General features: G+C 72.7%; 12 protein-coding genes. 8 read left to right on the top strand and 4 right to left on the bottom strand.

The genetic code is table 11. From position 1 onward, the window contains the following. Window positions 1–60 precede the first annotated feature (60 nt). A complete protein-coding gene (locus ACFUJY_RS04670; protein ID WP_383294471.1) occupies window positions 61–789 on the top strand; it encodes a 3'-5' exonuclease in 729 nt (242 codons plus the stop codon). A gap of 144 nt (window positions 790–933) precedes the next feature. Here the strand turns inward: ACFUJY_RS04670 and ACFUJY_RS04665 are convergent, their stop codons facing one another. Continuing rightward, window positions 934–1,800: a phosphotransferase enzyme family protein gene (locus tag ACFUJY_RS04665; protein WP_383294468.1), complete on the bottom strand. Its 867-nt coding sequence runs from the start codon at window positions 1,798–1,800 to the stop codon at window positions 934–936. A 125-nt stretch (window positions 1,801–1,925) separates the two neighbouring features. Between ACFUJY_RS04665 and ACFUJY_RS04660 the strand changes: the two genes are divergently transcribed. Genes ACFUJY_RS04660 through ACFUJY_RS04650 form a run of 3 tightly spaced genes read left to right on the top strand, consistent with a single transcriptional unit; the run spans window position 1,926 to window position 5,007 of the window. Beyond that, window positions 1,926–2,879: a carbohydrate ABC transporter permease gene (locus ACFUJY_RS04660; RefSeq protein ID WP_383294466.1), complete on the top strand. Its 954-nt coding sequence runs from the start codon at window positions 1,926–1,928 to the stop codon at window positions 2,877–2,879. After that, window positions 2,876–3,715, top strand: coding sequence for a carbohydrate ABC transporter permease (locus tag ACFUJY_RS04655; protein WP_383294463.1), 840 nt, complete (start codon window positions 2,876–2,878; stop codon window positions 3,713–3,715). The genes ACFUJY_RS04660 and ACFUJY_RS04655 overlap by 4 nt, the downstream gene beginning before the upstream one ends. Next, window positions 3,715–5,007, top strand: coding sequence for an ABC transporter substrate-binding protein (locus tag ACFUJY_RS04650; RefSeq protein ID WP_383294460.1), 1,293 nt, complete (start codon window positions 3,715–3,717; stop codon window positions 5,005–5,007). Before ACFUJY_RS04655 ends, ACFUJY_RS04650 begins: the two co-directional genes overlap by 1 nt. A 59-nt stretch (window positions 5,008–5,066) precedes the next feature. Here ACFUJY_RS04650 and ACFUJY_RS04645 read toward each other — a convergent pair whose 3' ends face one another. Then, the gene (locus tag ACFUJY_RS04645) at window positions 5,067–7,358 is read right to left on the bottom strand and encodes an MMPL family transporter (RefSeq protein WP_383294457.1); all 2,292 of its coding nucleotides are present in this window, start codon (window positions 7,356–7,358) and stop codon (window positions 5,067–5,069) included. Window positions 7,359–7,716: 358 nt separating this feature from the next. On the opposite strand from ACFUJY_RS04645, the gene ACFUJY_RS04640 reads away from it, so the two are divergent. Then, complete coding sequence (locus ACFUJY_RS04640) at window positions 7,717–8,919, top strand: S8 family peptidase (RefSeq protein ID WP_383294454.1); 1,203 nt, start codon at window positions 7,717–7,719, stop codon at window positions 8,917–8,919. A gap of 115 nt (window positions 8,920–9,034) precedes the next feature. Next, window positions 9,035–9,412, top strand: a complete 378-nt coding sequence (locus tag ACFUJY_RS04635) for a DUF4440 domain-containing protein (RefSeq protein WP_383294451.1) — start codon at window positions 9,035–9,037, stop codon at window positions 9,410–9,412. Here ACFUJY_RS04635 and ACFUJY_RS04630 read toward each other — a convergent pair. Beyond that, a complete protein-coding gene (locus tag ACFUJY_RS04630; protein ID WP_383294448.1) occupies window positions 9,406–10,245 on the bottom strand; it encodes an ABC transporter ATP-binding protein in 840 nt (279 codons plus the stop codon). The two genes, ACFUJY_RS04635 and ACFUJY_RS04630, sit on opposite strands and share 7 nt — an antisense overlap. Before the next feature lie 138 nt (window positions 10,246–10,383). Between ACFUJY_RS04630 and ACFUJY_RS04625 the strand changes: the two genes are divergently transcribed. Next, window positions 10,384–10,965: a TIGR03086 family metal-binding protein gene (locus ACFUJY_RS04625; protein ID WP_383294445.1), complete on the top strand. Its 582-nt coding sequence runs from the start codon at window positions 10,384–10,386 to the stop codon at window positions 10,963–10,965. 68 nt (window positions 10,966–11,033) lie between these two features. Continuing rightward, window positions 11,034–11,666: a DsbA family protein gene (locus ACFUJY_RS04620; RefSeq protein WP_383294442.1), complete on the top strand. Its 633-nt coding sequence runs from the start codon at window positions 11,034–11,036 to the stop codon at window positions 11,664–11,666. 24 nt (window positions 11,667–11,690) lie between these two features. Here ACFUJY_RS04620 and ACFUJY_RS04615 read toward each other — a convergent pair whose 3' ends face one another. Then, window positions 11,691–12,461, bottom strand: coding sequence for a sirohydrochlorin chelatase (locus ACFUJY_RS04615; RefSeq protein ID WP_383294439.1), 771 nt, complete (start codon window positions 12,459–12,461; stop codon window positions 11,691–11,693). Window position 12,462: the final 1 nt, after the last annotated feature.

The raw sequence follows: 12,462 nt of genomic DNA, 5'->3' as shown, positions 1-12,462 counted from the left end.
TGTCAGTGGCCCGTGCGAGGGTGGTCGTCATCCGGGGGAGCACCATGAAGGAGGTACGGGATGAGCTGGCACCGGCACGCGCTGGTCGGCTTCGATCTGGAGACGACGGGGACGGACCCGCTGGAGGCCCGGATCGTGACGGCCGCGGTCATCGCGGTGGACGACCGGGACGGTGAGCCGGCGGCCCGGCACACCTGGCTGGCCGACCCGGGCATCCGCATCCCCGCTCAGGCGTCCGCGATCCACGGCATCAGCAGCGAGCGGGCGGCGGCGGAGGGCCGCCCCGCGCGCGAGGTGGCCGACGAGATCGCCGACACGCTGGCCGGCTACTGGCGCCGGGGCGTCCCGGTCGTCGCGTACAACGCCGCCTTCGACCTGACGCTGCTCACCGCCGAGTTGCACCGCCACGGACTGCCTCCGCTCGCCGACCGGCTGGGCGGCGCGCCCGTCGGCCCCGTCATCGACCCGTACACCATCGACCGGGCCGTCGACCGCTACCGCAAGGGCAAGCGCAATCTGGAGGCGGTCTGCGTCGAGTACGGCGTGGTCCACGGCGGCGCCCACGACGCGGCGGCGGACGCCCTGGCCGCGGTCCGGGTGGCCTACGCGATAGCCGCCCGGCACCGCGTCGTCGCGGAGCTCGCGGCGGACGCCCTGCACGCCCGCCAGATCACCTGGCACGCGGAGTGGGCGGCGGACTTCCAGGACTTCCTCCGCCGCAAGGGCACCCCGGACGCGGTGGTGGACGGCCAGTGGCCGGTGCGGGAGCCGGTGCGCACGACCGCCTGACCCGCGCGTTGTCCTGAATCGCCGGACGGGCTTGGGTTTCTGCCCGGATTCCGGCTGCGGGAAGAACACGGCAGGCGGCACAATCAAACCCGTCCGGCGATTGAGGACACACGCTGGTCCGGCGCGCCGGAGGACCTCACCGACTCAGAACGGATACCACCGCACCGCAGGGTCCCCGTCCCGCAAGGACGCCACCCGCCGCCGGAACTCCGCGAGAGCGGCATCGTTCGAGGGCGCGTGCTGCGCCACCCACGCACAGCTCGCCGTCTCCCGCGCCCCCCGCAGCACCCCGCACCCGTCCCACTCCCGTACGTCCCACCCGTACGCCTCGGTGAACGCGTCGTACGCCTCGGCCGCCAGCCCGTACCGGTCGCGGGACAGCGCCAGGACCACCAGATCGTGCTCGCGCAGATCGGAGGAGAAGGTCTCCAAATCCACCAGCACCGGCCCGTCCGCCCCGACATGGACGTTGCGCGCCAGCGCGTCCCCGTGGATCGGCCCCGGCGGCAGATGCGGGACCAGCGCCGCTGCCGCCGCCGCGAACCCGTCGCGCCGCTCGCGCAGATACGCCGCGTCGGCCGGATCGATCGCGTCGCCCGCCAGCCGCAGCCACCGCTCGACGCCGCCCAGCAGCTCCCGGCGCGGCAGCGCGAAGTCCTCCGGCACGGGCAGCGCGTGGACGGCGGCCAGCAGGGGAGCCAGATCGCGCGGCTCGGCGGGCCGCACCGCCTCGGACAGCCGGTGCCACACGGTCACCGGGTGACCGCCGACCTGCCGCGCCCCGTCCCCGGCCGCCCGCACGGCGGGGACCCCGGACGCCGCGAGCCACCGGGCGACGGCCACCTCGCGCTCGGCCCGTTCCAGCAGCTCGGGGTGGCGCGCGGCGTCCCGGCCGACCTTCACGACGAGGCCGTCGGCCGTGAACACCGCGTTCTCACCGAGCGCCAGCAGCTCCGAGCCGCCGGGGAACCCGGCGGCGGCCAGCACCTCGCGCGCTTCCATCTCGTTCATGGTCCGATTTTCGCATCCGTGCAGGTTGCCTTGACGAACCGGCGGCCCGTCAGCACGATGACGGAGGCCACCTGAGCGGCCAGAACGGCAAGTAGCCGGTCGAACGACGCAAAGGGGGCGTAATCATGACATTGGCGAGTGCGACCGTGGGATCGGGGCGGCACGGGCCGCCCGGCAAACGCGCCGGCAAGCGCACCGAAGGCCGGCTCGACCGGGGCGCCGGCACCTGGTTCCTGGTCCTCCCCGCCCTCATCCCGATCCTGGTCCTGAGCGTCGGCCCGCTGCTCTACGGCATCGCGCTGGCCTTCACCGACGCCCAGTCCGGCCGCACCCGCGCCACGCAGTGGACCGGCACGCTGAACTTCCAGGACCTGCTGCACGACGGGCTGTTCTGGGAGTCGTTCCGGATCGGCCTGGTGTGGGCGGTCGGCGTCACGGTCCCGCAGTTCGTGCTGGCCCTCGGCCTGGCCCTGCTGCTCAACGAGAACCTGCGGATGCGCTGGCTGGCCCGCGCCCTGGCGATCATCCCGTGGGCGATGCCCGAGGTCGTCGTCGGCATCATGTGGCGGCTCGTCTACAACCCGGACGCCGGCATCCTCAACGAGACCATCCGCGACCTGGGCCTCGGGGACGGCCGGGACTGGCTGACCGGGCTCGCGACCGCGCTGCCGGCCGTGATCGTCGTCGGCGTCTGGTCCGGGATGCCGCAGACCACGGTCGCCCTGCTGGCCGGGCTCCAGAACACCCCGCACGAACTCCACGAGGCCGCCGCGCTGGACGGGGCGGGCGCCTGGCGCCGGTTCCGGACGGTGACCTGGCCCGCCATCAGACCGGTCGCCCTCTCCATCACCGCGCTCAACTTCATCTGGAACTTCAACTCCTTCGCCCTGGTCTACGTCCTGACCAACGGGGGCCCCGGCGGCCGGACCCGGCTGCCGATGCTCTTCGCGTACGAGGAGGCCTTCCGCTACGGGCAGTTCGGCTACGCCGCCGCGATGGGCTGTGTGATGGTCGCGGTGATCTCCGTGATCCTCGCCGTGTATCTCGCCGGGCGGCTCAGGGGAGGCGACGACCGATGAGCATGCGTACCAAACGGTCCGTGCGCGCCGGGCAGTACGTGGCGCTGCTGTGCTACCTGGTCTTCCTGGCGTTCCCCTTCCTGTGGCTGATCTCCACCGCCTTCAAGCCCGCCCCCGAGCTGGGCTCCCTGCACCCGACCTGGATTCCGCAGCACCCGACGCTGGACAACTTCCGGCAGGCGTTCGACGAGCAGCCGCTGCTGAGGGCCACCGCGAACTCGCTGATCGCCGCGCTCTCGGCCGGGCTGATTGCCGTCCTGATCGCCACCCCGATGGCCTATGTGATGGCCCGCCACCGCACCCGCCTCGCCACGGCCGCCACCGGCTGGGTGGTGGTCAGCCAGGCGTTCCCCTTCGTCCTGCTGATCATCCCGCTCTTCCTGATCCTGAAGAACCTGCACCTGATCAACACCCTCTGGGGCCTGATCCTGGTCTACGTGGTGTGGGCGCTGCCCTTCGCCTTGTGGATGCTCGTCGGATACGTACGGGCCGTGCCGCGCGAACTGGAGGAGGCGGCGGCGGTCGACGGGGCCGGGCGGCTGCGGACGCTGGTCTCGGTCACCGCCCCGCTGCTGGCCCCCGGGATCGTCGCCACGGCCCTCTTCGCGTTCATCACCGCGTGGAACGAGTTCTTCTTCGCGCTCGTCCTCCTCAAGACCCCGGAGAAGCAGACGTTGCCGGTCGTACTGACGCACTTCCTCGGCGCCGAGGGCGCCGCCGACCTCGGGCCGCTCGCCGCCGCCGCGTTCCTCGCCACCCTCCCCTCGCTCGTGCTGTTCGCCCTGATCCAGCGGCGGATCACCGGCGGCATGCTGGCCGGGGCGGTGAAGAGCTGATGCGCGCGCTGGTACGTACGGCAGCCGGGGCGGCCACCGCGCTCGCGCTGCTGCTCACCGGCTGCGGCGGGAACGGTGACGGCGACGCGGACGGGAAGATCACCCTCCGCTTCCAGTCGCTGGCCTGGCAGAAGGAGTCCGTCGACATCAACAAGCAGCTGGTGAAGGAGTGGAACGCGGCCCACCCCGACATCCGGGTCGAATACGTCCAGGGCAGCTGGGACAGCGTCCACGACCAGCTCCTCACCTCCTTCGAGGGCGGCGAGGCGCCCGACGTCATCCACGACGCCTCCGACGACCTCGCCGACTTCGCGTACGGCGGCTACCTCGCCGACCTCCGCCCCCTCCTCCCGGACGCGCTGACCGAGGGCATCCCGCGCAACAGCTGGGAGACGGCCACCTTCGACGGCGGGGTGTACGGCGTCCCCTTCCTCCAGGAGCCCCGCGTCCTGATCGCCAACACCAAGATCCTCAAGGCGTCCGGGGTCCGCATCCCCACCCCCGAGAGGCCGTGGAGCTGGCCGGAGTTCCGCCGGGTGACCGAGCAGCTGACCGGCGACGGCCGCTACGGGGTCGCCTGGCCGCTCAAGGAGCCGGTCTCCGTCACCCTCAACCTCGGCCTCTCGGCGGGCGGCGAGCTCTTCCACCGGGGCGCCGACGGCAAGGTGACCGTCGCGATGGGGGAGGGCGACCAGGTGGTCCCGGACACCATCCACGACCAGGTCAACACCGACCACAGCGCCGCCCGCACCGCGCTCGGCATGGGCGGCGGCGACACCCTGCCCGGCTTCTTCGGCGGCAAGTACGCGATGGTGCCGCTGGGGTTCTCGTACCGCCAGCAGGTCGTCGAGCAGGCCCCGAAGGGCTTCGAGTGGACGGTGCTGCCGGCCCCGGCCGGCCGGGACGGGCTGGCGCAGGGGGTCAGCCCGCAGACCCTGTCCGTCGCCGAGGACAGCCCGCACAAGAAGGAGGCCGTCCGGTTCATCGACTTCCTGCTCAAGCCCGCCAACATGGTGCGGCTGGCCAAGGGGGACTGGATGCTGCCCACCGGCACCGAGGCGCTGGCCGACCCCTCCCTGCACACCGCGGACCGGGGCTGGGCCACCGGCGCCGCGCTCGCCGGGTCGCTGCGGTCCGCCCCGGCCCAGTCGGTGCGCGGCTATCCCGAGTGGAAGGACAAGGTGGCGACGCCCGCGCTCCAGGAGTACTACAGCGGGGCGATCGACGCGGCCGAACTGAAGGAGCGTCTGGTCACCGACGGCAACCGGGTCCTGGCCCGCTACCAGCGCTGAACGGCGTGGGCCCTCCTCCCGGCGGTCCGGGAGGAGGGCCCACGTAGGTACAGCCCGGGTCAGACGCCGACCCGCTCCGGCTCCTCACCGCCGCGCGCCGGCGCGGACAGGACCGGCTCGTCGTCGTACGACTCGTCGTGCGTCATGTCGGGCAGCCACCGCAGCCAGTTCGGGAAGTACCAGTTGCGGTCGCCCAGCAGGGCCATCGCGGCCGGGAGCAGCACCCCGCGGATGATCGTCGCGTCGATCAGCACGGCCGCCGCCAGGCCGACGCCCATCTGCTTCATGGACTGCATCGAGAGCGTCCCGAAGATGGCGAACACCGCGACCATGATCACGGCGGCGCTGGTGACGACCCCGGCCGTGGTGACGACACCGTGGGCGATGGCGTCCCGGGTGCTGCGGCCCTGGAGGCGGGCCTCACGGATACGGGAGACCACGAACACGTGGTAGTCCATCGAGAGCCCGAAGAGGATCACGAAGAGGAACAGGGGCAGCCAGGAGATGATCGCGCCGACGCCCTCGGCGCCCACCAGTGAGGCGCCCCAGCCGTGCTGGAAGACCGCCGTCAGGATGCCGTAGGCGGCGCCCACCGACAGCAGGTTGAGGATGATCGAGGTGATGGCCACCGTCAGCGACCGGAAGCAGAGCAGCATCAGCAGGAAGGCGAAGACGACGACGAAGGCGAAGACCGGCACGACCGAGCCGACGATCTGGTCGTTGAAGTCCTTCGAACCGGCGACCTGTCCGGTGACCGGCGCCTCCACCCCGTCGACCTTGCCGAGCGTCGCCGGACGCACGGTGTCCCGCAGCAGGTCCAGGCTCTTCTCGGCCGCGGCCTGGTCCGAACCGCCGACCAGCGGCACGTCGATGACCGCGACGTTCTCCGCGTCGTGCGTCACGATGTCCACCGGGCCCTTCGAAGCGCCCGAGGAGACGGCCTGCCGGCGGAACTCCTCCAGCGCCTCGCGCACCGGAGCGGCGCCGATGTCGTCGGCCTTCACCACGACCTGCGCCGGGTCGGCGCCCCCGGGGAACGCCTCGTTCAGCCGGTCGTAGGTCCGCACGATCGGCAGCGAGTCGCCGAACTCCTGGTCCAGGGTGAGGTTCTGGGTGTGCATGCCGAGCGCCGGCAGGGCGATCGCGGCGAGCGCCCCGGCGGCGACCACGAGCGCGGTCCACGGGCGGCGCAGCACGGCGGTGAGCACCGCGCGCCAGACCCGGCTCTCGCCGTCGGCGCCGCCCCGCTCGGAGCGCTTCAGGCGGTTCAGGAACGGCACCCGGCCCTTCTCGACCCGCTCGCCGAGCAGCGAGAGGAGCGCGGGCAGCACGGTGACGGAGCCGACCATGGCGACGGCGACGACCATCAGCGAGGCCAGGCCCATCGCCTCGAACTCCGCGATGCCGGTGAAGAGCATGCCCGCCATCGCGACGCAGACCGTCACACCGGAGACGACGACGGCGCGTCCGCTGGTCGCGGCGGCGATCATCAGCGCGGTCCGGGGGTCCCGCCCCTTGGCCCGCTCCTCGCGCTCCCGGCGCAGGTAGAACAGGCAGTAGTCGACGCCCACGGCCAGACCCACCAGCAGCATCACCGAGTTGGCGGTGTCGCTCATCGGCTGGAAGTGGCTCACCACACCCATCAGGCCCATGGTCGCCATGATCGCGGTGAGAGCCAGGGCGACCGGGAGCAGTGCCGCGACCAGTGCGCCGAAGGCGATGAGCAGGATGCCGAGCGCGACCGGCACGGCGGAGAGTTCGGCCCGCTGGAAGTCGCTGCCGAAGGCGTCGTCGAAGGTCTTGCCCATGCTGGCGCCGCCGATCTCCTCGATCAGGAGGCCGTCGTGCGCGCCGTCCACCTTCTCGACGGCCGCCAGCACGGGTGCCACGCGGTCGCTCGCCGTCTCGGGGTCGCCCTTCATCTCGAACTGCACGAGCGCGCTGTGCCCGTCGGCCGAAATGGTCTTGGTGGTGTACGGCGAGGTGACGGCGGTGACCTCACCGGTGTCCTGCACGGCCTCGATGACGTCCTCGACGGCCGCCCGGAACTCGGCCGACCCGGCCACCGCCCCGCCCCCGCCCTCCGACTGGATGAGCACGGTCTCGCCGGCCGGGTCCTTGAGCCCCGCGTCCTCGATGATCTGCACGGCCCGGCCCACCTCGCCGGACATCTGCTCGCTCTCCTTGACGTCGACCCGGCCGGCCGCGGAGCCGAGGCCCATGGCCAGGACGACGAACAGCACCCAGATCGTCACCGCCGCCCAGCGGTGCCGGGCGCTCCAGCCGCCCGCCCGGGCCGCGACGCCCCGCACCCGCGGCCCCCGCGTCCGCGCCGAATCCACATTCCCCATGACGGGCCTGCCCCCTCGTGACCGGCACCGGCCCATCGCCGCCGCCTCCCGATTCGAAGGTAGGGGCGGCATAAAGCGAGTTCGTCATGCTCTCCGGCGAGCCGGACGCGGTCCCTCTCCGTCCTGGGGACGGGGCATGCCCCCGAGAAGGAGGATCGAAGCCCCTTACACGTAAAGGTGATCGGCGTATCGAGGGGCTCCTGCGACCGTCCTGTGACGAAAGGTTGGCGAGTGCGTCGGAGCTGTAGCGAGGTATTGATCTGCGCGCGTCAATCGGTCAGGGTTTCGAGCCAACCCCCGGAGATCTTCCGGCCGGAGGTCAATCCCCCCACAAAGAATGACGAGGAGACCCCTCTTCATGGCCATTCACAAGCGCGCACGCCGGTTCAAGCTGACCGCCTCCATCACCGCGGTCGCGGCCGCCGCCGGCGTCACCCTGCTGGGCACCCCGTTCGCCGGAGCGACACCCGCTCCGGCCATGGGCAAGATCTACGGCGCCGACGCGGCGACCGCGGTCTCCGGCAGCTACATCGTGATGCTGGACCAGAAGGCGGACAAGGCGGAACTCGCCGAGGAGTACGGCGGAAAGCTGAAGCGCAACTACAGCTCCGCCATCAACGGCTTCTCCGCGAGCGGTCTTTCGGAGACGGAGGCCAAGCGCCTCGCCGCCGACCCGGCCGTCTCCAAGGTCGTCCAGAACAAGAAGTTCCACATCGACGCCACCCAGGACAACCCGCCCTCGTGGGGCCTGGACCGCATCGACCAGACGGAGACCGCCGGCGACCACGCGTACACCTACCCGGACAGCGCGGGCGAAGGCGTCACCGCGTACGTCATCGACACCGGCGTCCGCACCACCCACGAGGAGTTCGGGGGCCGCGCCAGCTCCGGCTTCGACGCCGTCGACAACGACGACAGCGCCGACGACGGCAACGGCCACGGCACCCACGTCGCCGGCACCATAGCCGGGGCCACCTACGGCGTCGCCAAGAACGCGAAGATCGTCGCCGTCCGCGTCCTGGACGACTCCGGCTCCGGCACCACCGAGCAGGTCGTCGCCGGCATCGACTGGGTCACCGAGCACCACCAGGGCCCGTCCGTCGCCAACATGAGCCTGGGCGGCGGCGCCGACGAAGCGCTCGACGCGGCCGTCCAGAAGGCCATCGCCTCCGGCGTCACCTTCGCGGTCGCCGCCGGCAACGAGTCGAGCGACGCCGGCGGGGGCTCCCCCTCCCGCGTCCCCGAGGCCATCACCGTCGCCTCGTCCACCGTGGACGACGAGCAGTCGTCGTTCTCCAACTACGGCTCGGTCGTGGACCTCTACGCCCCGGGCTCCGACATCACCTCGTCCTGGAACGACAGCGACACCGGCTCCAACACCATCTCCGGTACGTCGATGGCGACCCCGCACGTCGTCGGCGCCGCCGCCGTCTACCTGGCCGGGCACCCGGACGCCACCCCGGACGAGGTCGCCACGGCCCTGACCGATGGGGCCACCCCGGACGCCATCGGCAACGCCACCGAGGGAACGGCGAACAAGCTCCTGAAGATCGTCGAGTAACAGCGCGACCGGCCGTCGGCCACCGCGCCCTCCCCCACGGGGCGCGGCGGCCGCACGGTCCGCCCGCAGCGTCCTACGCTTGCCCCATGACGACCGATACGGGCGGGAGGCGGGCATGACCGGACCGGCGCCGGGCGTGGCCGCGGCCATCGAGGGGGAACTCCGGCTCCTGGACCCCCTGGTCCGGACCTCCGCCGACCTCCTCGCCCAGGTCCTCCACCCCGACTACCACGAGGTCGACACCACCGGCCGCCACTGGGACCGGGACACCATCATCGACCTGCTCGTCTCCGGGCGGGCCCCGGGCCCCGGCCGGCTCACCGCCTCACGCATGCGCGGCGTGCACCTCGCCGACGGGCTCGTCCACCTCACCTTCGACACCGAGGCCAAGGGCAGGCGCGCCCACCGGAGTTCGCTCTGGCGCCGCACCACGGCCGGCTGGCTGCTCTACTACCACCAGGCCACGCCCTTCGAGGCCGCACCCGGCTACTGAGCCCGCGGCGCCCGCCGTGCCCGGGCCGCCCAGCGGCCGTCCGTCCGGCTGATGCGGACCGGATGGCCGAAGCACTCGCTGACCAGGTCCGTGGTCAGCACCTCGTCCGCCGCCCCCGAGGCCAGGCACCGCCCGCCGCGCAGCAGCATCGCGTGCGTGGTGGAGGCGGGCAGCTCCTCCAGATGATGGGTCACCAGCACGGTCGCCAGCTCCGGATGCTCCTCGCGCAACGCGTCCAGGCTGTCCAGCAACTGTTCCCGGGCGGCCAGATCGAGCCCGGTCGCCGGCTCGTCGAGCAGCAGCAGCCGGGGCTGCGGCATCAGCGCCCGGGCGATCAGCGTCCGGCCGCGCTCACCCTGCGACAGGGCCGGCCAGCGCGACCCCGTCTTGCCGCCCATCCCGAGCATCGCCAGCAGCCGCTCCGCCCGCTCCCGCTGCCCCGGGCCCGGCGACCAGCGCGGCACCGGCTCGACCGAGTTCGTCAGACCGGTCAGCACCACCTCGTTCACCGTCAGCGGGGAACGCAGCGGATGGCGCGGATTGACATGGCCGAGCAGGGTCCGCAGCTCCCGCAGGTCCACCCGCCCCAGCGTCCGGCCCAGCACCTCGACCGACCCGCGCGTCGGATGCGTCACCGCCCCGAGCAGCCCGAGCAGGGTGCTCTTGCCGGCCCCGTTCGCGCCCAGCAGCGCCCAGTGCTCCCCGCCGCGCACGGTGAGCGACACCGCGTCGAGCAGGACGTTCCCGTCGCGCACGAGAGAGACCTCGGCGGCCCGGATGACCGGGACCGGAGCCGTGACGACGGAGGGGGACAGAGGGGCGGTGGTGGTCACGTGCGGCTGCTCCTTCGTACGGGCGCGAGCGCTCTTCCGCGCACCGGAAAGCCTATCCGTGGCCCGTACACCCGCCGCGCCCGGCACCTGTCGCCTTTCTTCAAGACCGGCCGCGCGCGCCTGCCTACGTTGGGGCGCATGAAGAACGAGCACGCCCACATGACCGAATGCTCCGCCGAGGCCGCCCGTGTGGCCCGGGGCATCACCGCAGCACAGCTGGAGACCACCACCACCCCCTGCGCGGACTGGGACCTGCGCACCCTCCTCAACCACTGGGTCCTCTACACCTCGCACGGCATGGAGCACCGCGCCCGGCGCACCGAGCTCCCCGAGGAGCTGATCGCCCGCGACTTCACCGCCGACGCCGACTGGGCCGACCGGTACGCCGACCGGCTCGACCGGGCCGTCGCCGCCTGGTCCGACCCCGCCGTCTGGGAAGGCACCATCGGCGAGGGCGACTCCGCGTCCCCGGCCGCCGACACCGCCGCGATGCTCGTCGAGGAGATCGTGCTGCACGGCTGGGACGTGGCCCGCGCCACCGGCCAGGAGTTCCGGATCTCCGGGGAAGCCGCCGCGTACGTCCTCGCCACCGTCGAGAAGACGGCCGCGCTCTACCGCCAGTACGAGGGATTCACCGACGAGGTGGACGTCCCCGGCGCCACCGGACTCACCCGCGCGCTGGCGCTGAGCGGGCGCGACCCGCAGTGGAGCGCGGGCTGAGAATGGCCCAGGCGAACGGGTGCCGAATGGCCCGGGGGAGTGCGCCACCGGCTGGCTAGGCTCGCCCCATGACCACTCACTCCGCCCCGGAACAGGGCAGGCCGGTCGTCGACTTCTACTTCGACCCGGCCTGCCCGTTCGCCTGGATCACCTCCCGCTGGATGCTGGAGGTGGAGCAGCACCGCGACATCGAGCTGCGCTTCCACGTCATGAGCCTCTACCTGCACAACGAGGGCAACGAACTCCCCGACTGGTACCGCGATCTGGTCGACCGGTCGATCGGCCCCGTCCGGGTCGCCGCCGCCGCGGCCGAGGAGCGCGGCGAGGAGATCCTGCGCGACCTCTACACCGCCTTCGGCAGCCGCATCCACCAGCAGAAGAACGAGGACTTCGACCAGGTCGTCGCCGAGGCCCTGGCCGAGCTGGACCTGCCCGCGCACCTGGCCGACGCCGCGCACGGCGAGGCGTACGACGAGGCCGTGCGGCGCAGCCACGAGGCCGGCCAGGACCCGGAGGCGGGCGGCTACGTCGGCACGCCCACGATCCACGTCGACGGCACGGTGTGGTTCGGGCCGGTGCTGCGGGCCATCCCGCGCGGCGAGGAGGCGGCCCGGCTCTTCGACAGCTTCCGGACGCTCGCGGGCCACGCCGACTTCTTCGAGCTCAAGCGCACCCGGACCGGCGGCATCGACGTCGGCTGAGCCGGGTCCGCCGCGCCGCCCGCCTCAGGCGCTGACCGCGACCGGCCGCGCGGTGGCCGCGTGGGCCCCGTCGTACCGGTGCAGCAGCAGCCGGGCCAGCTCCGGGGCCGGGCCCAGCACCCCGGCCAGCACCTCCGCACCGGCCTCGGCCGCCCCCGCCGCGATGCGGTCCGGGAGGCGGCCGGGCGCGATCACGTACGGGGCGACGGCCACCCGGCGGACGCCCTCCGCCCGCAGGGCGCGTACGGCGTCCTCGGTGCGGGAGAGGCCGCCGGCACTTACAGCGGAGGCGAACGCAGGCCGCACGGAACACCAACCGGTGTGCCGCAGCTCCCGCGCGATTTCAGCGATCACTGCGATCGCCTCCGGGTCCGAGGAGCCCGCCGAGGCCAGGACGAGCCCGGTCGAGCCACGGTCGCCGGGGCGCACCCCGGCCTCGTACAGCCGCCGTTCCAGCGCGGCGTTCAGCAGCGGCGACGGGCCGAGCACCTCGGCCTGCCGGACCCGCAGCCGGGGCAGCGCCGCGCGGGCCTCCCGCAGCACCGCCGGGATGTCCGACTTGGCGTGGAACGCCCGGGTGAGCAGCAGTGGCAGCGCCACCACCTCACCCGCCCCCTCGGCGGCCAGCCGCTCCAGGACCCTCGGCACCGAGGGCGCGTTGAAGTCCAGGAACCCCGTCTCCACGCGCAGCCCGGGGCGCAGCGCCCGGACCCGTGCCGTCAGGGCGTGCACGGTCGCGGCGTGCCGCGGGTCGCGGCTGCCGTGGGCGATGACGAGGAGGACCGGAGAGGACATG

Origin of the sequence: Streptomyces sp. NPDC057249, assembly GCF_042669245.1 — a bacterium.
In the GTDB taxonomy this organism is placed as follows: Bacteria; Actinomycetota; Actinomycetes; order Streptomycetales; family Streptomycetaceae; genus Streptomyces.
Note: the sequence above shows the minus strand (reverse complement) of the source record. Positions and strands in the feature narration are given on the sequence as shown.